This window comes from Arthrobacter sp. E44, from assembly GCF_041877125.1.
Lineage (GTDB): Bacteria > Actinomycetota > Actinomycetes > Actinomycetales > Micrococcaceae > Arthrobacter.
The window spans coordinates 1-19,031 of the sequence record NZ_JBHDJA010000034.1; the positions used below are offsets into that span (position 1 = coordinate 1).

At 64.8% G+C, this 19,031-nt stretch carries 22 protein-coding genes and 1 pseudogene; 10 read left to right on the forward strand and 13 right to left on the reverse strand.

What is annotated here, in order from left to right; translation table 11 throughout:
- Positions 1–166 precede the first annotated feature (166 nt).
- The gene (locus ACETK3_RS20095; protein WP_236821442.1) at positions 167–1,228 is read right to left on the reverse strand and encodes a glycerophosphodiester phosphodiesterase family protein; all 1,062 of its coding nucleotides are present in this window, start codon (positions 1,226–1,228) and stop codon (positions 167–169) included.
- 238 nt (positions 1,229–1,466) lie between these two features.
- Between ACETK3_RS20095 and ACETK3_RS20100 the strand changes: the two genes are divergently transcribed.
- Positions 1,467–1,964: a hypothetical protein gene (locus tag ACETK3_RS20100; RefSeq protein ID WP_236821443.1), complete on the forward strand. Its 498-nt coding sequence runs from the start codon at positions 1,467–1,469 to the stop codon at positions 1,962–1,964.
- Between the two features lie 154 nt (positions 1,965–2,118).
- Positions 2,119–2,346 carry a hypothetical protein gene (locus ACETK3_RS20105; RefSeq protein ID WP_237430476.1) on the forward strand — a complete coding sequence of 76 codons (228 nt, stop codon included), beginning with the start codon at positions 2,119–2,121 and terminating at the stop codon, positions 2,344–2,346.
- Between the two features lie 52 nt (positions 2,347–2,398).
- Here ACETK3_RS20105 and ACETK3_RS20110 read toward each other — a convergent pair whose 3' ends face one another.
- Positions 2,399–2,800, reverse strand: coding sequence for a nuclear transport factor 2 family protein (locus tag ACETK3_RS20110; protein ID WP_236821445.1), 402 nt, complete (start codon positions 2,798–2,800; stop codon positions 2,399–2,401).
- Between the two features lie 214 nt (positions 2,801–3,014).
- On the opposite strand from ACETK3_RS20110, the gene ACETK3_RS20115 reads away from it, so the two are divergent.
- Positions 3,015–3,407, forward strand: a complete 393-nt coding sequence (locus ACETK3_RS20115; RefSeq protein ID WP_236821446.1) for a nuclear transport factor 2 family protein — start codon at positions 3,015–3,017, stop codon at positions 3,405–3,407.
- A gap of 67 nt (positions 3,408–3,474) precedes the next feature.
- Positions 3,475–3,771, forward strand: a complete 297-nt coding sequence (locus tag ACETK3_RS20120; protein WP_373993468.1) for a hypothetical protein — start codon at positions 3,475–3,477, stop codon at positions 3,769–3,771.
- 69 nt (positions 3,772–3,840) lie between these two features.
- On the opposite strand, the gene ACETK3_RS20125 is transcribed toward ACETK3_RS20120, so the two are convergent.
- Both ACETK3_RS20125 and ACETK3_RS20130 read right to left on the reverse strand, forming a co-directional pair.
- A complete protein-coding gene (locus ACETK3_RS20125; RefSeq protein WP_236821447.1) occupies positions 3,841–4,452 on the reverse strand; it encodes a TMEM175 family protein in 612 nt (203 codons plus the stop codon).
- An 841-nt stretch (positions 4,453–5,293) separates the two neighbouring features.
- Positions 5,294–6,220, reverse strand: a complete 927-nt coding sequence (locus ACETK3_RS20130) for a phosphotransferase (protein ID WP_237429987.1) — start codon at positions 6,218–6,220, stop codon at positions 5,294–5,296.
- Positions 6,221–6,374: 154 nt separating this feature from the next.
- Here ACETK3_RS20130 and ACETK3_RS20135 point away from each other — a divergent pair, with 154 nt between their 5' ends.
- Positions 6,375–6,884 carry an AAA family ATPase gene (locus tag ACETK3_RS20135; RefSeq protein WP_237429988.1) on the forward strand — a complete coding sequence of 170 codons (510 nt, stop codon included), beginning with the start codon at positions 6,375–6,377 and terminating at the stop codon, positions 6,882–6,884.
- Positions 6,885–6,920: 36 nt separating this feature from the next.
- Here ACETK3_RS20135 and ACETK3_RS20140 read toward each other — a convergent pair whose 3' ends face one another.
- Positions 6,921–9,560: a PEP/pyruvate-binding domain-containing protein gene (locus ACETK3_RS20140; protein WP_373993469.1), complete on the reverse strand. Its 2,640-nt coding sequence runs from the start codon at positions 9,558–9,560 to the stop codon at positions 6,921–6,923.
- A 384-nt stretch (positions 9,561–9,944) separates the two neighbouring features.
- Here ACETK3_RS20140 and ACETK3_RS20145 point away from each other — a divergent pair, with 384 nt between their 5' ends.
- Entirely contained in the window at positions 9,945–10,499 is a 555-nt protein-coding gene (locus ACETK3_RS20145) for a hypothetical protein (RefSeq protein ID WP_236801355.1), read from the forward strand.
- 8 nt (positions 10,500–10,507) lie between these two features.
- On the forward strand, positions 10,508–10,807 hold the full coding sequence (locus ACETK3_RS20150; protein ID WP_236801356.1) for a hypothetical protein: 300 nt from the start codon (positions 10,508–10,510) through the stop codon (positions 10,805–10,807).
- Here ACETK3_RS20150 and ACETK3_RS20155 read toward each other — a convergent pair.
- The 5 genes and pseudogenes from ACETK3_RS20155 to ACETK3_RS20175 form a co-directional block, all read right to left on the reverse strand.
- Positions 10,801–11,094, reverse strand: a complete 294-nt coding sequence (locus ACETK3_RS20155; RefSeq protein WP_373993470.1) for a hypothetical protein — start codon at positions 11,092–11,094, stop codon at positions 10,801–10,803. The genes ACETK3_RS20150 and ACETK3_RS20155 overlap by 7 nt on opposite strands.
- 192 nt (positions 11,095–11,286) lie before the next feature.
- Entirely contained in the window at positions 11,287–11,982 is a 696-nt protein-coding gene (locus tag ACETK3_RS20160; protein WP_373993471.1) for a DUF998 domain-containing protein, read from the reverse strand.
- A gap of 669 nt (positions 11,983–12,651) precedes the next feature.
- Positions 12,652–12,879: a PEP-utilizing enzyme gene (locus ACETK3_RS20165; protein WP_373993489.1), complete on the reverse strand. Its 228-nt coding sequence runs from the start codon at positions 12,877–12,879 to the stop codon at positions 12,652–12,654.
- Positions 12,837–13,328 (reverse strand): annotated as a pseudogene (locus tag ACETK3_RS20170) (PEP/pyruvate-binding domain-containing protein); the annotation flags it as partial. The gene ACETK3_RS20165 and the pseudogene ACETK3_RS20170, both read right to left, overlap by 43 nt.
- Positions 13,329–13,332: 4 nt before the next feature.
- Positions 13,333–13,650 (reverse strand): hypothetical protein, encoded by a 318-nt coding sequence (locus tag ACETK3_RS20175; protein ID WP_373993472.1) that lies wholly within the window; start codon positions 13,648–13,650, stop codon positions 13,333–13,335.
- A 202-nt stretch (positions 13,651–13,852) separates the two neighbouring features.
- Here ACETK3_RS20175 and ACETK3_RS20180 point away from each other — a divergent pair, with 202 nt between their 5' ends.
- The gene (locus ACETK3_RS20180) at positions 13,853–14,173 is read left to right on the forward strand and encodes a GYD domain-containing protein (RefSeq protein ID WP_236801362.1); all 321 of its coding nucleotides are present in this window, start codon (positions 13,853–13,855) and stop codon (positions 14,171–14,173) included.
- 39 nt (positions 14,174–14,212) lie between these two features.
- Here ACETK3_RS20180 and ACETK3_RS20185 read toward each other — a convergent pair whose 3' ends face one another.
- Positions 14,213–14,704, reverse strand: coding sequence for a hypothetical protein (locus tag ACETK3_RS20185; RefSeq protein WP_236821455.1), 492 nt, complete (start codon positions 14,702–14,704; stop codon positions 14,213–14,215).
- Between the two features lie 121 nt (positions 14,705–14,825).
- Positions 14,826–15,314, reverse strand: coding sequence for a hypothetical protein (locus tag ACETK3_RS20190; protein ID WP_373993473.1), 489 nt, complete (start codon positions 15,312–15,314; stop codon positions 14,826–14,828).
- A 196-nt stretch (positions 15,315–15,510) separates the two neighbouring features.
- Here ACETK3_RS20190 and ACETK3_RS20195 point away from each other — a divergent pair, with 196 nt between their 5' ends.
- Positions 15,511–16,731 (forward strand): hypothetical protein, encoded by a 1,221-nt coding sequence (locus ACETK3_RS20195; protein ID WP_373993474.1) that lies wholly within the window; start codon positions 15,511–15,513, stop codon positions 16,729–16,731.
- Positions 16,732–17,268: 537 nt separating this feature from the next.
- Positions 17,269–17,517: a hypothetical protein gene (locus ACETK3_RS20200; RefSeq protein ID WP_373993475.1), complete on the forward strand. Its 249-nt coding sequence runs from the start codon at positions 17,269–17,271 to the stop codon at positions 17,515–17,517.
- A gap of 140 nt (positions 17,518–17,657) precedes the next feature.
- Here ACETK3_RS20200 and ACETK3_RS20205 read toward each other — a convergent pair whose 3' ends face one another.
- Positions 17,658–19,022, reverse strand: a complete 1,365-nt coding sequence (locus ACETK3_RS20205; RefSeq protein WP_373993476.1) for an HD domain-containing phosphohydrolase — start codon at positions 19,020–19,022, stop codon at positions 17,658–17,660.
- Between the last annotated feature and the right edge of the window lie 9 nt (positions 19,023–19,031).

Sequence of the window (19,031 nt, forward strand, 5' to 3'; positions counted from 1 at the left end):
AGAACCCTTCCCTTTCCCCGGAGGTATAGCTCCGTCGAGGGGTCCTGCCCTCGCTTAAAGACGACATGGTCGTTGCAACTCCCAAAACTAAGGGGTGTTGCAACGACCACTAGAACCCAAGGCCTGGGTGCCGCCGTCGGCTGTGTGCCTTAAAGGTTGAAGGGTGTCAGCCCTGGTACGCCTTCGGCAGCTTCAGGCCGCGTTCCTCCATGAGGGTGCGCAGGCGGGTGGGGTAGTCGGTGATGATGCCGTCCACGCCCATGTCCATCAGCCGGGTCATGTCCGCGGTGGTGTTCACGGTCCAGGGGATGACGGCCAGGCCCAGTTCGTGGGCTTCGGCGATCATCGTGGGGGTGACTGAACTGAACGTGGGGGAGACGACGTCGTACCCCTGGGCGGCGGCCGCCTTGGGAAGGGAACCGTCGTAGTCGTCGATGTCGATGCCGCCCAGGTTGGGGCTGGCACCCGGCTTGCCCACGCCCATCCAGGCGTCGCCGCTGGACAGCGCAACGAGCGTCAGCTCCGGCGCGATCTGCTTGGTGAGGTTCAGCGAGGACCAGTCGAAGGACTGCAGGGTGGTGCGGTCCGCCATGCCGGATGCTTCGATCTCCGCCACCACGGCGCGGGTGAGCGACTCCATGCCGGCGCCGCCAATCTCGGTGTCGTTGACCTTGGTTTCGACGTTGAACCGGACCTTGTCGGCCTTGCGGTCGCGGCCCAGCTGGTAGACGTCCTTGAGCTCGGCGATCCGGTTGCCCTCTATCACGTCCTGCTCCGGGAACCCGGGCAGCTGCTTGTAGCCACAGTCCAGCGTCTTCAGCTGGGCCAGGGACAGGTCGGCCACGCGGCGGCCCACATAGGGGAACTCGGGATCACCCGCGCTGGCAGGGGCGGTGTCAACGCACTTGTTGGCCTGGATGGTGTCGTCGTGCCAGACCACCACCTTGCCGTCCTGGGTCAGGTGCGTGTCCAGCTCCAGCGTCGTCACGCCCAGGGCAAGGGAATTCCCGAACGCGGCCAGGGACTCCTCGGTCCACTGGCCGCGGCCGCCACGGTGGCTCTGCAGATCGAAGGAGCCGTTGCGCTCGTTGGTTTTGATCGCCGAGGTGGCGGTTCCGGCAGCGTTCGACGACGGCGTGCCGGCCGGGTTGCCTTCGGCGGCGACGGCGGGGCCCCCCATGGAAGCGATGAGGGCGGCGGCTGCCGCGGCGGTCAGGACGTGGCGCATGGTGGTTCCTCCTGGGGTGGCGGGGCCGGCGGGTGGCCGGCGAGTGACCAGTCCACGCTAGGGAGGGCAGGTTGCGCAATGGGTGCGGCGAGTTGGAGGGGAGGTTAACGGGACGTAGCCGCCGGCAGGGGAGGACTCCCCATCCTGTTCCCTGTCTTTTTGTGTCTATTCGTTGTGCTTATATGAGCCTGCGCTGCAGCATTCAGCTGCAACCAGCCACTCACCACGTTGGAGAATCATGAAATTCACGAAGGGTAAACCGAAGCTCAAGGGCTTGTCGCTGCTTGTCGCCGTTGGGGTGACGACAGGGGCGTCCCTGGTCGCAGCGCTTCCCGCCGATGCCGCAGGCCCGTGCGGCACCGGATACACGTACATCGGCTCCCACCCCATCACCGTGCCCAGCTACAGCAAGGACTACCGCTACGGAAAGCCCGGAACCAAAACCGGCTCCATCGATGTGTACTGGAACTCTACGGCGCGGAAAAACTGTTCTGTCGCTTACGCCTACGGCCCCACCTACGGTGTCCGGATGTACCGCCAGAACATGATCGGACGGTACCCGTCCTACGGCCCCGACGACATCTCGCACGACTATTACTCCTACTATGCGGGACCGGTCTACACGGATACGCAACCGGTCGGCGGCCAGTGCATCACCCTGGACGCGAGCTTTGGGCCGAACTCAACGGACAAATCCAGCTGGGGTGCTGCGTTCTACAGCCCCGTTCACTGCTAACCAAGAATTTCGACGGCGGTACCCGGACGGGTGCCGCCGTGCCGGGTTCGTGCGCCACACTGGAGTCTGCGCCACACTGGAGTCTGCTCCTCCCACCAACGAAAGCAGGACTCCCTGGATAACTCTCCAGCAGGACGCCGACGGCTTTGTCCGCATGAACCGGCACTACCCGGCCAGCGTCCGAATCAGGATTGCCTTCAATGACGGCACCACCGGCGAGTTCTCGGGCCAGACCCTCAACAACGCCTACGACGCTGCGCTCGCCGAGTTCCGGGCCAAGAACGGGCTCGACGCGAAAGGGTTCAACCGGGCTCCGGCAAAGCGGACCAACTCCGGCAACAGGGTGGACTTCGTGCCGGTGCATCCAGGCATGGGAGAGTAGCCCAGAGATGCAGCCGCGCTGCTCAGGCAGAGCGGGAATGTGCAGCGCTTGGCTATTGCTGGGGCACTACATCGGCGTGCCGGTGGGCCACCTTCCACTGGCCATCCTCGCGCCGGTAGACCTGAGTGGCCCGGAGCGTGAGGTTGGTGGGCTTGCCGTCCCTGTGGAAGGAGATGCGCTCGATGCCTGCGGTATAGGCCATGTTCCCGGAAACGTCGCACGCCTGAAGCTCCAGCTCCCACGACGAGCAGTTGGAGAAGCTGTTCTCCAGGAACCTGAAGCTTTGCTCCACTTCGTCCAGCCCGTAGGCGTTGCGCAGTGCCCCGAGGATGCTGACGGGCTCGGTGTGGGACCAGAGGGCACGGCGCGGATTCGCGTCTCCGTTGTGCAGGGCGACTTCCGCGTCGTGCAGCGTCGTCCTGACCCACTGAAGAAAGTCCTCGCGGTCACTCATCGCGTCAAGATACCTGTGCGGTGTGGGCCCGGAAAAGGGCGGAAAGTCCCCTATGAGCGCGCGCTTTCATTTCCAGCAACCCCGCCCCGGTTGCTAGGTAAAGCGCCGCAGAAAAGAGGGGGGCAATGTGGGGTGCTGTTCCCCTCGACCGGTCCCCAGCCCGGGCCTAATCTGTCCTCGCAAGGATCCGGCGAGGAGGATGGAGGTGCCCGAAATGGGAGCACCAGAAAACGCCGCACTGGTGCGGCGGGGCTACGAAGCGTTCAGCGCAGGCGACATGGATACGCTCCGGGACCTGTTCGTTGAAGACGCCGTCTGGCATGTCGGCGGCACAGGTCCGTTGTCCGGCGATAAGAAGGGCCGGGACGCGATCCTGGCCTACTTCGGCGAACTTTATGCGCGGTCCAACGGTTCGATGAGGGTCACGGTGGAGGACGTGGCGGCGGGGGACAGATATACGGTTGGCGTCCAGTTCTCACACGCGGAGCGAGACGGCAAGACCATGGATATGCGGCAGGTTATCGTGTTCAGCATCGCCGACGGCAAAGTCACGGAGGGCACCGAAATGCAGGAGGAAACAACCCTCGTGTCTGATTTCTGGTCTTGACTGCCCGCAGGCCGGCCAAATCATTTTTCGCGGGAATCGGACAACGATGAAAAAAAGGGGAGCGATCATGGCGGTAGCAATCATCATGGAGTTCGATGGTTCAACGCTCGAACAATATGACGAGATCAACAGGAGAATGGGGCTGACCCCGGGAGGGCCTGGTCCGGAGGGATCAATTTCCCACTGGGCCACAGCAACCGATAACGGCTTGCAGGTCACGGATGTCTGGGAAAGCCGCGAGCAGTTCGATGCCTTCGCCCGCGACACGATGGGGCCGCTGAGCATGGAACTGGGATTCGCCGCACCACCGAAGATGACCTTCTGCGACGTGCACAACTGCTTCACCCGCAACGCCGCGGCCTGAAAACCCGTCGGCGCCTCGCCTTCGTCGGGGCGCTGCAGCCCTCTCGCGCCGGCCTGTTGCCTATGACCTTCAGTTGCTGTGGCCCTGGCCGGCGGTGTCCTCGTGCGCCTTGACGACGAACTGTTCCACCCGCCGGTCCGGCACCAGCCAGATGAGCGCGACGACGGTGAAGGCGGCGACGCCCAGCAACGGCTGAACGAAGGTGAGGGCGATGCCGGTGAGGTAGATCAGCGGCGAGGCCTTGCCCTTCCAGTCCTTCCCGACCGCCCGCGCGAGGGCGCCGTCCCTACCCTGCACGGCAATGAGCCGCCGTTCCAGGATGAAGTAGGCGATCGCGGCGCACAGCAGGTTGATCCCGTACAGCAGCACGGGGATCTGCAGGAAGCCGGACTCATCCATCCACCGCGTGGTGAACGGGAACAGTGACAGCCAGAACAGCAGGTGCAAATTGGCCCAGAGGATGGCGCCGTTCACCCGGCTGGCGAGGTGGATCATGTGGTGGTGGTTGTTCCAGTAGATCCCCACATACACGAAGCTCAGGAGGTAGGTGAACAGCGTCGGCAGGATGGCGGCGACCCCGGCCCATGTTGGTTCCTCCGGGGTGTGCAGTTCGAGCACCATGATGGTGATGATGATGGCCAAAACGCCGTCGCTGAAAGCTTCAAGCCGGTTCTTATTCACCCAAATATTCTGCCCGCAAAGTCGGGGGCCCGGGCATCCGCGCGAGGACCAGAGCGATAACACTAGGGCGATATCCCAAAAGGAAGAACAGCGGATCGCTCAGCCAACCTGGACAATCATTGAAACTGGCCGGAGGAGGCCGAGCAGGGCTGGTTCGGTTATCGTGAAGCATGACACGGGGGATAAGTCATGCACTTAGTGCTTTGATACTGGTCGGCTCGTTAGTGAGCGGCTGTGGGGCCGCATCCTGCGATTCCGCAATGCGCTTCAGCACCCTGGAATTAGACTTCTCAGCCCTTCCGGTCACCGGCAAACTTGAGTTTGAAGTGACTTGCCTAGACCGGACTGACCAAGAGGCCTGCACAGGTTACCGTGCCGGACACCGCTATAGCGTCGCAGAGGACAGCGCCGTATCCCTGTGGGTTGGAGTCCGCGCCGTGCGCTTGTCCGTGTACGACGAAGCCTCCCAGATGATAGTGGCCGAAAAAGTCTTGGACCCAATCCCCTGGGATCCCCCACCGGTGGAAGGCCCTTGCGGCCCACCGCAGTCAAAGGCCAAGTGGAAGCTGTAAGCAACCCACGACAGGACCTGCGTCGCTGGCTTCGGCGACGAGGACCTATCCGGACTTCATGCTCTCAAAGGGCGAGATTGCGCCGGCGGCCACTGATTAGGAAGCAGCCAATCAAGGAGAAGCCGAGCGGCAGTAATTTCGATTGTCTCGAGGGCAGCGTAATCATTTGGCGTCGCGAAGCGGATTCGAGCTGTAACCATTTGGTCCTAGGGTGGCAGCCCCTTGTCACAGTGCCCGACAAGACCTTTAGCGGCCCCGCTCAAGATCATTCAGCGGATACCAGCGCGGCGAAGCCTTTCAGGTGCTTGGCTGGTGAGTGCCTCCAGTGCAGTGGGTGGCGATTGAAAGAGGCTTTCACCTCTGGCATTGTGCAGCGCCGGCCACAGGCTGGCAGCCCAGGCGATTTCGCGCTCCTCTGAGGTGAATACTTTGCCTCTCGTGCGTTCATAGCAATCGATGAATTCCTCCGATGCTTCCAGGGACGCAAGCGTCGGGACGGCGGTGCTTGTGAATGCCCCTGATGCTGCTCCGACGATAGCTGCAGCCGGTAGTGCCACGAGGCTGTCCCAGTCGTGTACGGCCCAGGGGCTGGCATCCTTCCATCGAAGATTCTGGCTCTCCCAGTCTCCGTGGCCGACGACCAAAGGAAGAGACGTTGCGGCGAGTCGCTTGGACGCAGCACGGGCAATCGCGTTCACGTGCGCAGGTACCCGGTCCTGGTCCATCGCGTCCGCGATCGGGTTTGGCGGCCACAAGCTGCGTGTCGGGGGATTCCAGTACATCCATGGCGGCGGCGCGCCCAGGCCCCTCGGGGACTCCACTTCGAGGATCGCTGCAAGGTCGGCCAAGAGGGATGCCGAGCGATCAGCGAACCGGACGTCTCCATCCACGTGCATCTCACCGCCGGAGCGCCAAGACTCTGCGCTAACGACCATCCCGGGGCCGAGCCGGGCCGCGTCCGTCATGGGACGGGCACAAGGAAACCCCGCATCGGCGGCGATCGCCTGCAGTTGAAGGCATCTGCTGACTCTTTCCCACCCTTCCGGCCGGACCTTGACCGCGCAGGGGCCTCGCTCATCGGAATCGAAACGGAACAGTTGCGACATCTGGCCGCCGGCCTCGGAGTCCACCTCTGCGAGCGTGCCAGATCCCAATGCACGCAGGCACCACGCTTCAACCTGCACCGCAGTCACCATCAGTTGATCCTACAAACAGCGCCTCGTGGTGTCGCCGGAAGGGCCTCCACCCTCGTAAGCCCATGGCCAAGCGGGCTCTTGAACGCCGGACTGCAGATCCTCCAAAGAACCCTGGCCAAACGAGTCCACTGTGCTTCCTGAGAGGATCGGGTCTATGGATTCGATCTTCGTGAATGGAACAGTCGGCGTCGGAAAGTCGACCCTGGCAGATGCGCTCAGCGCGGCTGAACGCGGTAGCCACGCCGTCATCGATCTCGACTCAATTAGAAAGCTAAGGCCGGCGCCAAGTTCGGATCGGTTCAACCACGAACTCGAGCTGCTCAATCTCAAAAGCCTCGCGCGAAACTACCGGGCTGCGGGCGCAAAACGGTTCATCATCGCAGGAGTCATAGAGGAAAAAGCCGAATTACCTCGCTACATCGATGCGCTGGGTTCTGATGGATTGTTTGTCTGCCGTCTCGTAGCTCGTTCCGATGTCCTTCAGTCACGTCTGCACTTCCGCCATCGGGAGGATCCTGAAGGACTGGTGTGGCATCTGGATCGGCTAGGCACTCTTTCGGACGTTCTTGAGGCTGCAGACATTGATGACCTGGTACTGGATTCGTCAGACGTTCCACCTGTTGAGCTTGCGGTGGCTGTTCGGCGAGCTGCCGGTTGGGACTAAACCCACTGGCGCAGGATTCAGCGGGAGGTTGTGCCGTCAGCTTTTGACAACGGTGACCGTCCCCGCGTCGCCGTCGACGGTCACCTTGGGGCCGTCGGCCAGCCGCTGCGTGGCCACGCCCGTTCCCAGGACGGCGGGGATGCCGTACTCGCGGGCCACGATGGAACTGTGGCTCAGCGGACCGCCCACATCGGTCACCACGCCGGAGGCCATGGCGAACAACGGTGTCCACGCGGGAGTGGTCATGCGGGCCACCAGCACCTCGCCGGGCCGCATCCGGCCGAAGTCCTCCGGACCCCTCAGGACCCGGGCGGGCGCCGTCACCCTGCCGGAACTCGCGCCGGTCCCCTTGATCGCGTCGCCGGCCTGCTGCTGGGGGCCTCCGGGCATCATCGAGCCGAATGCCTTCTCCATCCACGCCTTCTGCGGGAGCATCTGCGGGGCGGAAGCCTTCGCCTGGCCCCGCCACAGCATCCGGCGTTCCTCGACGGCGGCGGCACGGACGGGACGGGATGCTCCGGCAAGGGCCACGCCGGCCTCCGCCTCTGCCAGCCCGAACTCCACCGCGCTCTGCAGCTCCGGGAACCGCAGCCAGAACACGTCGTCCGCGGCAGCGATCACACCGGAGGCCACCAGCCGGCGGCCCAGCTCCAGCAGCATCCGCCGCAGCAGCGGCCAGGCCAGGCCGACGTCGGCCAGCGCGTCCTCGCGGGCCGGCGCCGTCTCCTGCGCCCACTTCAGCAGACGGAAGAACGCCGCGCGCCGCCGCGGCCCCAGCCTGCCGGCCACCTCCCGGGTCAGTGCCTCCCGGCGCTCGGTCAGCAGCCGCTGCCGCTCATGCGGGTCGGTGCCCTGCCCGCGGAGGTAGAACTTCACCGTTTCCAGCTGCGCCGTGGGGTCGTCCGCCGGCACCGGGCTGGCGAAATCCAGGTTGTAGACCGCGTGCCCGTACAGGGCCAGATGTTCCTGGAAGGTGAACCGCCATTCCTGCCAGATGGCACCGTCCACGCCGGCCGGTGCCGAACCGGTGCGCAGGCACTCGGCGAGTTCCGCCGTCGTACTTTCCAGCAGAGCCTTCACCAGCGCAGGATCGTTCCGCGCCCACCCCGCAAGGTCGTACAGCGACTTTTCCGCCCGGATTGGCTCGCTGTCGAAGCCGAGCAGGAACTCCTGGGCCGGCGGATCGCCGTCGCGCCGGACCGTCCTGTAGAAGCCCCGGAAGGCGAGTTCGCTCATGTCGGCCATCGGAATGACGGACTGGACGGCCGTGTAGTACACGGTGCCGGCATCCAGGAGTGCCTGTACGCCAGCCAGCAGCTGCGCGCCGGGAAGCCCGGCCGGCGGTTTCGCGGACCAGTCCTTGATGATCAGTTCGTAGCGCGGATGTGAATAGTCGCGCCAGCCGCTGATGCCCATGTGCGCGTCTCCGCCGAACAGCGCGCGCATCGCAGGGACGGTGCGGGCCGTCATCCGCAGCATGGGCCAGGTGCGGTAGTAGTAATAGGCGTAGCCGTTGACGGTGGGGAAGCGGACGTCGCCCTCGCGCAGGGAGTGCTGGCCCAGCGCGTCGTTCATCAGGGCCGAGATGGAGCGGGACACCGAGCCGTCGATGAGGTCGGCGAAGAGCGGGGAGAGCGGTTCCGGCATCTGCTCCACGATGCTCGCCCGGAAGTAGAGGCCCTTCGGGTAGGGGACGGGCCATTCCGTGGGGACGTCCGCGGCGGGTTCGGGCAGCGCGCTGATGGGCCGCGACTGGAGCAGGAAGAACTGGCCGTCGGCCCGCGCCCATTCGATGTCCTGCGGCGCGCCAAAGTGGTCAGTGATCCTTTTCCCGTAGCCGGCAAGCTCGGCCGCCGCGGCATCGTCCAGGACAGGGGCACGACGGCGGGCTTCCGCCACCTTTTGCTCGGACGTTCCGTCTGCGGTGGGGACGGTCATGAGTTCCTTGTCTGCCGTCTGCCGGGAGAGGACTGTGCCGGTGGTAGTGTCCACGGTCAGGTCATCGGTGGTGACGGCCCCGCTGACCACGGCCTCGCCCAGGCCCCACGCGGCGCTGATGACCGTCTGCTCGCGCCGGCCGTTCGAGGGATTGGCGGTGAACATCACCCCGGCTGCCTCGGCCTCCACCATTTGCTGGACGACGACGGCGAGACGCACCTGGTCCGGCAGCACGCCTTCGCGGGCACGGTAGGACATGGCGCGCGCCGTCCAGAGCGACGCCCAGCAGTTGATGGCGGCTGTGCTCAGCGCTTCGAGACCCCGGACGTTCAGGTAGGTTTCCTGCTGGCCGGCGAAGCTGGCGGAGGCGAGGTCCTCGGCGGTGGCGGAGGAGCGGACGGACACAGGTGTGTCACCACCGCCGAGGAGCTGGTAGGCGTCCTTCAGTTCGGCTTCGATGGCCGAGGGCATGACGCCTTTCGTGAACAGGGTCCGGATCAGCGCGGAGGCGTGCTCATAGTCCTCCGGCGCTGCATCGGACGGGAGGGCCGCCAGTTCCTGGATGGCCTGCCCCAGGTTGTTATCGCTGACGAACGCCGAGTAGGCGTCGGTGGTGAGGACGAACCCTGGCGGGACGGGAAGCCCGGCCTGGATGAGGCCACCCAGGCCCACCGCCTTGCCGCCTGCGGCGGCGATGTCGCTCCGCTGCACGTCGCCCAGGCCTTTGATGAACGTCATGGCTTCGCCTCCCTGCTGCCGGCTATCCAGCATCCGGGGTGAACGGGATGTGCAATATTCTGGCACTGAGCGGAATGCAGGGCTACGGCGGGGATGCCATTTCCTGAATTCGCAGGAGGTGCCGTGAGTACCGGCCAGTCCGGCCGGGTGATCCTTTAGTAAAGTCGAGTACTTTTCCCCCTGTACCGAGTGGGACGAATCGGACATACTCCTCCCATGACTTCGTCAGTGCAAATTCCTGCGCCTCCAAGGACAGGGCGATTTTTCCCCCGGTCATCGTTGGCGCGCTGGGCCGTTGCGTCCCTCGTTCTGTTTTGGCTCCTACTTGACCTAACCCCGCTCTTCCGGTCCGAGGCAGACGGGCGATTCGCCGATCTTGACAAAGTGACCGGACCGATTGCCTCGGTCAGTCTCACTGCCGCCATAGTCCTCGGGTCGTTGGCTGCTATACGTTCCAGGAAACAGCTGCTGGAGGACGCGCTTGCCACAGGCTTGGGGCGCGTTGCTTTTGCGCTGGCTTTCACTGCCGTCCTGGTGACGGCGACAGGACCGGCTGTGGAGAATTTCACCCTGTTTCTCCTCGGCGGGGCCACGGCGGTCGCGTCCGCCTTGGCAGGTTCGTTGGCCGTCTCGCAGGTCCTTGAGCAGCGGATGAAGGTCATGCCGACGACGGCGTCGGGCATCTGGTTGCTTTGCCTGTCAGTGGCTGCCTTTGCTTCGCTGGGTCTTTCGTTGTTCCTGCCGGTTGCCGCGGACCCGGTGCTGGTCCGAACGGTGACGGACTTGACCCTTGTCCTGTGGGCTCCGGCCGCCGCCTCGGGCCTGGTTGCGGTCCTGTACTACCGCGAGCGCTCGGTCCTGGTCCTCACGGTGACCGCACTGATGACAACCGGGGCGTTCTATTGGCTCCTCGCCGAATTCGTCTTCGAAGGACACTAGGAACTGACATGGCAACTGCGATCAAACCGCACACAGGGATAGGACGCTGGGCTGTTCTGTTCGGCGGTCTCCTTCTCGTCGAACTCCTGGCCGCCACAGCAATCGGTATGGCCTATGAGCCCGGGCGTGGGATTGCTGACTTCGTGCTTCCCTACGGCCACGCATGGGGAGCCACAGCGGCTGTGGCGATGGTACTGGGCCTGATCGGGCTGCTTCACTACGCCGAACGGTCCGTCACGAATATCGTCGCAATGATTCTGGGATTCCTTGTTCTCGCCATGATTCTGCTGCCGCCAACGTATTACTGATCGCTGAATGGTCCGATGGCCGGATCCTGGGTATCTTCCGGCTGGAACAGCGTGCCCAGTTCCGTTCCCACAGCGCGGGCCTGGGACAAGTGGAGGCTTACATCGCTGCTGCCGGTCACCTTCGCGGCGGCCTCCCTTAAATCACTCTGCAGCCTGAGTATTTCTGCATGCAGATCGGAGCTGCTCCGGATCCAGGTGCAGTCCCTGGATGCCACCCGGCTCAGCCCGCCGAGGATTTGGGCAGCCCGGTTCAGCTTTTGTGCCAATTCCACTGTCAGCTCGATCATTGGTGGTCCTATGGCTTCACCAGGCTGCCGCAGCCACTGTTTTCCCTGAATGCGTTGTCACACACCAGAATGTCCTCCCCCTCGACGAGTCTGAATTAACGAGGATAGTGGGAAATTGAGAGTTTTTTGTCCAATGAGGGAAATGATTTTTGCCTGCTTTCCGCAGCCTAAAAACAGGCGATGTTTGGCCGGTCAGGACTTCTCGGCCCCGGTGTCTGCGGCCTGCACTGGCCGTGGCTGCTTCCACAGCACCACCGCCAGGACGGCAGCCCACAGCAGGAACGCCCCGATGCTGATCCGTTCGCTGATCCCCAGCACCATGTTGGGTCCCGGGGCTGCCATGAACGCGATGATGCCGGCGGCCGCGGCGGCCACCAACGAGACGATGGAGTAGATCCGCATCCAGCCGTGGAAACCTGCGGCGACGAAGCACATGGCCGCGACCATGAGGGCGAGCTGGATGTTGGTGACAATGATGTGCGGGGGAATGGAGGACTCGTCGCCGAGCCGCAGCGGGAAGATTGCACCCAGAATGTTCCACAGCCCGTACGCGGTGAGCAGCCCGGCGCCGATCCGCAGTGCGCGGTTGCCGCGGACGGAGATCCAGGCGCCGCTCCCGAAGGCCGTGAACAGGACCGTGTAGAGCCAGGTGAATGGGGCAGTGACGCTGTAACCAGGGGAGCCGACGGCGAACAGTTCGCTCACCATCTGTTCGGTGCGGCGGTAGCCGGCCCACTGGGACGCCGCGATGCCGTCGGTGAACACCACGTAGAGCAGCGACGAGAGCGGCCCGCCGGCGAGGAGGCTGGTGCGCAGGACGTCACTTCGGTGGCCTTCGAATGGCACAGCCCGCCTGCGTCCGGGGAGCCGCCCTCCTGCAACTGACATGATTCGAGTGTCCTTCGAGCCCGCGCTCAAGCAAGCGGGTCAGCGCCGGTCACGCGGGCGAAAGCCCGACGCCTGACTGTTCCAGCGTCACCCCGGCCCTCAGGGATCGCTAGGGCCGAACGGCCTTTGGCCCCATCGCGCGACAGCGAGGGGGCAGGAATAGGGGAAGCCCCACCAGCAGTGCTGAAGGGGCTTCGACTGTTTGATTCCGTTATGACGAACATCATCTCCCGAACTTGCGGAAATCCTGGTGCTTCCTGCCTCGTCACCGGCAGACCACCGTGGACCAGTTCCACTGTGTGTTCCAGGGTTCCCTTGTTGTTCGTTCCCGTCCTTCTTTCGAAGAACGTATTAACAGTGTTACGCCTGCTTTTCCGATGCCGCAAGGGCCACATTTACCAGTGCCCGCGGCTTTCGTGAAGGGCTCCAGTGGTCCACTTCCGGGCCGCTCCGTGGGCGGTCATGCCTGGAGACATAAAAACCTGCAGGTACCTTCGCGATCTCGCTAAGAGAAGGCTCGGACATTCTCATGTCCTGAACAACCCGGCGTCATCTGATGGTTACCTGCAGGCGCTTTAATTCTAGGACCGGACCGGCCGCGCCAAACAGGGCTTAAGTCCTAATCCGCCCGACCTTCCACGGGCTGTCACCGGCAGGGAAGGGCTGGCGTCACCACGTGACGGTTCCCGCGGCCCCATCCACGGCGACCACCTGCCCGTCGCGCAGCCGGGTGGTGGCGTCCGCGACCCCCACCACGGCCGGGATGCCGTACTCCCGGGCCACCACCGCGCCGTGCGAGATGACGCCTGGACGACGGCGTCGGCTCCCACCACGTCCATGAACGAGTCCTGCTGCCCGGCGAAGCTGGCAAAGGTCAGGTCCTCGGCAGTGGCTGATGAACGCACCGCCACCGGCCCGCCGCCCATTGCGGCATACGCCTCGCGGAGCGCGGCTTCAACCTCGTGAGGTACCGGCGCTGCCGCCATCGCCTCGCGGGCTGACCGTGCGAGCTGGTTCCGGTCTTCGTCCGGAAGTCCGCGGCCGCCGTCGTGCGTTTCCGCCTGGCCGGCCCTCCCCGCCTGGTCATGCCTGTCTGCCTGGCCAGGTTGTCCTGCGCCCTCAAGGCGGGCGGCGATGCCGTCCAGTTCCTTGGGCGCGGCCATTCGGTACGCAGCGGTGGGCAGGCAGAAACCGGACGGAACCGGAAAACCGGCTGCCGCCAGCCGGCCCAGGTTGAAGGCCTTGCCGCCCACCGCAGCCAGTGAAGCCCCGGCCAGGGAGCGGAGACCGGCAACGAGGTCTGTCCCGGCCCCGCCCCGTTCCTGGGTGGGAGTTGTGAAAGCCATGCCCCTAGCCGTTGCCCGCCCCGTCTCCGCGGTCCTCCCACATCACGTCGAGGTTGTGGAAGATTACCGGCCCGTCGCAGAGTGCGGCCATCCTGGCAGCGAAGTCGGAGGTTTCCGGCCGGCCGGAATTCTCCATGGCGGAGTCGTAGGAATCGAACTCGGCGATGGTGAAGTAGTGGCCCGGGTGGTCCCTGTCCGCGGTGGCAACGATGCGGCGGAACTTGGGCGCCGTGCTTCCCCCGGTTCTGGAGGGGCGGCCCAATTCTTCGATCTCCTTGATACGGGAGGAGGTGAATTCGATGATCTGCACAAACCCGGGCATGGCAACTCCTCGACGGCGGTGGACGCTGATGCGGGTCAGGCTAGCCCCGGCGGCGGCCGGCAGACAGGGGAGAAATGCCCTACTTTGGGCCCACTACAACGGGGGAGAACATTGGGTAGCCGGGCTTATTGACTGCCTGCAGCCGCCGGAATACTTTCAGCGGTGTCGGGGCCACCCGCCCCGTTGCAGGAAGGAAAAGACCATGCCGAAGTACATGTTTGAAGCAACGTATGTGGGCGACGGAATCAAGGGGCTCATGCAGGAAGGCGGCACCAAGCGGCGCGATGCCCTGACGGAGGCCCTGAAATCCGTTGGCGGGACGCTGGAAAGCTTTTACTACGCCTTTGGGTACTACGACGTCTTGGGCGTTTTCGAGGTGCCCGATGATGCCAGCGCCGCAGCACTGTCGCTGCTGATCAACTCGACGGGGAACGTCAATGTCCGCCTGAAGCCGCTCATGAGTGTGGAGGACATCGATGAAGCCGCCCGGAAGACGCCCGCGTACCGCGCACCTGGGAAGTAGGGGAGCCAGGCACTTTGGTGAGCGGCCCGCCGTCGTAAATTACGACGGCGGGCCGCTGGCTATGGGCGGGAGGGCGGACAGGCCGAAGGACGGACGCTGGCCGGACCGGTAGGAAGACGCAATGACGGGTTCGATTTGGTCCAGCACCGTGTGGTTGCCGGGAAGAACCACATGGGCCAGGAACTCCGATTCAAGGGTGGCTATGCCCGCCGTCGCTGCTCCGAGCTTGGCGTCGATGGCCAGAGCCAGTGCGTGCCAGGATTTGCGGTTCACACGTTCCAGTACCTTTGCGCTCGCGTCCCGGAGCGCGCTGTCGGCAATGTCTCCGCGGATCGCCAGGGCTCCCTCGGACTGCAGTAACTGCATGACAACCCGGAACTGCCTGCCGTCACCCTTGAATCCGACGGCGCCCAGGCTGCCCCGCTGGCTGAAGATGATCTCTGTTGCGCCGTAGTTCTCCAGCGACTGCCTGATGTGTTTCCGGGAGGCCTCGCTGCTGTAGGAGTCGCCCCGGGTGTAAGGACCCGTCATTATCTAACTATGCGCCCTTTGACCGGGTGGTGATGACGAGTCCGGAAACTTCGTCGCGCCCTTCGATGGGTTCGCGGAGTTCATGAGGGATGCCTCTTCCATGCGGCAGCGGCTGATTCCGCTACGCGTGTCCACTCGGGGTAACAGGTAGGTGCTGTGTAGGGCGCAATCGCAACAGATTTCGTGGGTATTCCTCCCGAAGCAGCCGCACAAGGCCAGCGGCAAAGATCGGATTGGGCAACGTCCAGACTCCCAGCGGGGTGATGACGATCAGGAAGATAATGGCACCGACCAGGCCCAGCCTGGCCCGCCTGCCTCCGCTGAGGATCAGCAGCCCGATGGCCGTCTCGCCGGCTGCCGCCAGGAGCCCCACGATTTGCGGTGCGGGGGCGACGAAAGTCTGGAACACCCAGGCGTAGAAGGGGATCAAGGCGTTGTCCGTGCCGAGCTTTACGAACTGGTCGGGGGCGGCGAAGCCCAGGACGACGTTGACGCCTATTGCCATGAGGATGAAGAAGACCCCGACGAAGACCCGGGCCGCGGGCGGCTTGATGAGGCAAAATACCAGGACCGCGGTGCAGAATATCGCCCAAGGGATCAACTGCTCCATGTAATCGGCCTCCAGGCTCCCGTGCGGGGGACTTTCTCATATGCAGAAACTTTCCTTCTTTAGAAGAATCGCCCACTCATGCACTGTGAACACAGGGTCGAATGTCACTGCGCGCTGAACTGCAACGTCTGGCCGGGAGCGCAGGTAGGATCGGAGCATTGCCGAGGGGGATCGGCGCCATTTTGGGGGAAATTACATGACATCCAGCCCGTCACGCCTGCACGCCTCGCTGCTGCTTGCCGCCCGCCGGACGCTGCTGGCCGGTGCCGCCCTGGTGGTGGCCGCCGCCGTCGCTGCTGTCCCTGCCTCCGCCGGTGATACCCGGACGATTGCCGTCTCCGGCGACCCGGTGGGCCTTGCGTCCGGACCGGATGGAACCCTGTATGTCAGCGATTACCGGTACGACGGCGGTGTGAGCGCCTACAAGCCGGGGGAGACCATGCCGTCCCGCACCATTAGGACCGGGAACTCTCCCACGTCAGTCGCCGTGACGCCGAACGGGACCCTTTACGTTGCACAATACGACGGCGCGCAGTCCGGGATAGGGATCGTGGCCCCGGGCGCGGACGAAGTCTCCCTGGTCCTAAAGGTGGCCCCGGGAACGCACTGGCTGACGGTGGGGCCGGAGGGTTCGCTCTACGTGGTCAATCCGGACGAAAACTCGGTGTCCGTGGTGAAGCAGGGCGACGCCTGGGTGCAAAGGATTATCCAGGCCGGCCCATATCCGGTGCGGCTTGCCGTGGGCAAGGACGGGACGGCCTACTCCGCCAACGAGCTCGCCGGCACCGTTAGCGTGATTCCGGCCGGTGCGCCCTCGCCGTCGCGCACCATCGACGTGGGATTGCAGGGCCATCCGCACGGGATTGCCGTGGCTCCGGACGGTACTGTCTACGTGGCCAACATCAAGACCAACGACGTTGCGGTGATCGAGCCCGGCGGCACCACGGTGGCACGGCGGATTCCCGTGGGTGAGGCGCCGCAGGAGGTGCTGGCCGCTGCCGACGGGACGGTGTACGTGACCAACGGCCTGGGCGACTCGGTCTCGGTGATCCGCCCCGGCGCGGCTGCTCCGGAGACCACCGCGGTGGGCGACGATCCCGGGCGCCTTGCCGAACGGGCGGACGGGTCCGTGGTGGTGGTGAACAGGCACAGCAAATCGCTGACAGTGCTCGACGGCGGACCTGTTGCGTCCGCTGCGGCGCCCGCCCCGGGTGGGGGAGAGACGGCAGCAATGCCTGACGCCGGTGCACCCGATGAGTCGGTCGTTGCGCAGGCTTCCTTCGACGTGGCCCTTCCCGTGGTGGCTGCCGGAGCGGGCGGATTGCTCCTGGTCAGCGCCGCTTTCCTGATCGTGGTGCTGCGGCGCCGGAGGAAGGCTGACGGGGGTGGGGCGGATCAGGCCTGGGCGCTGGACTGATGCTCCGTGAGGCGTCGGGAATGATTTAGACGGCGAAGGCTCCGTCCCAAGGGACGGAGCCTTCGTCTTTTAGCCAAAGAATCAGGAATCCGTGGTTCACGGCCACCACAATCTTCACGAACTCGGCGTGCGTGAGGTCGAGCGGGACCGGTGCCGCGGCGACCTCCCGCGGCCAGCGCAGCGTGGCGCGCCAGTGTCGGAATCCGGGGCTCCGCCATCTTGACCAGGGCGACCGCGGTCTGGGGCCCCGTCGCGGGGATGCCGGGTCCGATCCGATGCACGGCCTCTTTTTTGTTCAGGGTGCGGCAGCCTGTGGCAGCGGTCCTATGGGCTGGTGAGTCTGCCCACTTTATTTTGAGTAGCTCGTAATAAGCGCGTAAATTTAAGTACAGGTCACCGCCGCCCTTGAGTGCCGCACCGGTGAACATTCCCGGGCCAGCAGGGCATGCGATTTCTTCGCCACCGCCCTTCCTGCTTGAGCGACACAACAACCCGAATGGCCCTCATCCCCCTCATTCCAAATTCCGAGGAGAACCCATGACTACGCTGGCCGAACGACCCGCAAAAACCTTCCCCACCAACCACTCCGCCCCCGCCCCGCGCGGTGGCAGCTACGTGACCCTTCCCGCCGGCAGCGTGACCGTCGGCCGGGACAGCTACGTCACCGTTCCCGGCAGCCGAAGCCTGTCCCGCTCCACACGTGGCAGCTACGTCACGGCGGGCGGCGCTCTCGTTGTCCCCGCCAACACTGTCGAGGGCAGCTACCTCACGCTCCCTGCGGCTTAAAGCCCTAGTTCCGCAGCGGCCTAGCCCGCCGGGGAGGCAACAAGGAGGCCGACGGCGACACCCAGTGTCGTCGTCGGCCTCCTTTTCTGTGCTACGGCGGAAGCACGGCGGGTGCCGCCGCGCGCCGGAGCAGTGGCGGTTCACTGCTCGATCAGGCCGTTCCTGACCGCGAACAATGTGGCACCCACCCGGTTGGTTGCACCGATCTTGATGTAGATGTGCTCCACATGGTTGCGGACGGTCTTGCGTGAGAGAAACAGGCTGCCGGCTATCTCGGCCGGCGTCATTCCGCGGCAGAGCATGCCGAGGATTTCCATTTCCCTGGGTGTGAGCCCGGCCGGAGCGGCAGGCCGCTGGTGGGGCTGCTGGCCGGCCGCCGTGAGCACGGCGTCCGCAGCCTCACGGCTGATCCGGCCGGTTGAAACTTCCTGCCGCAGCCTGGCAGCTGCGTCGGCCGGCGTTAGCGCGGCCCGATGCGGACGGGGTTCCAGGGAGGAATGGTAGGAGTCCGCAGCCGCCAGGATCCGCTGCTTGATCCCCAACTCCGTTCCGTCGATCCCGCGTGGGTAGCCGGACCCGTCCAGCCGCTCGTGGTGCAGGCCGGTCAGGGCCGCCTCGCCCTTCAGCCCGGGCACGCGGCTGAGGATCCTTTCCCCCAGGTACGGGTGCATGTGGATGCGTTCCTGGTCCGCCCTGGAAAGGGGCTCCTTCTTGTCCCACACCTGGTTGGACACTCCCAGCCGGCCCAGGTCGTGAACCCATCCTGCACGGCGGAGCTCACTCACATCGTCGGCCACCAGCCCGCGCTCCTCGCCCGCGGCAGCTGCGAGGGCAGCCACGGCGCGGGAGTGCCCGGCGGTGTAAGGAGATTTGAGGTCGGCGAAGTCACCCACTGCACAAAGCACTGCGTCCAGCTGGGGCCCGGACAAGGGAGCGTCATTGGGTGCCAGGTCCAGGGCCGCCTGCCAGCAGTCGACGTCGAGGAGTCCCTCAGTGAGCGCCTCAGCCTGGTCGATGAACAGCCCGGCCAGAACCGGATCGAACTGGCTGCCGCGGCGCGCCCGCACCATCGCCACCGCACCCGCCACGCCCTCCTGCCGCAGGAACACCTCCGCCGTATCCGCGAGGTGCATGATCCGCATCTCCAGCGGGATGTCTTGCCCAGCGACTCCCTCCGGCAGGCCCTTGCCGTCCCACCGCTCAAAGGTGTGGGCAAGCAGTCCTGCCACGCCGCCGTCGAGCCCCACATTGCTGGCCAGCACCCCGGCGGAGATGCAGTGCGAGGCAATCATGTCGCGCACAGCAGCGCTGCCCGTTGCCGCGAAACGCGTCCAGTACGCAACGCGTGCGAGTGGCGGCAGGCCCGTGCCCGCATGGCTGAACATGCCGGCATACATGGGCAGTCCGTGCTGGTCGCGGTTGTAGTAGTCGGCGCGGAAGGCGATATCGTCCGTGAACAGCGCCGCCAGTTCGAAGGAATCCGCGTGGCAGCCGATCCACGCCACCTGGTTGGC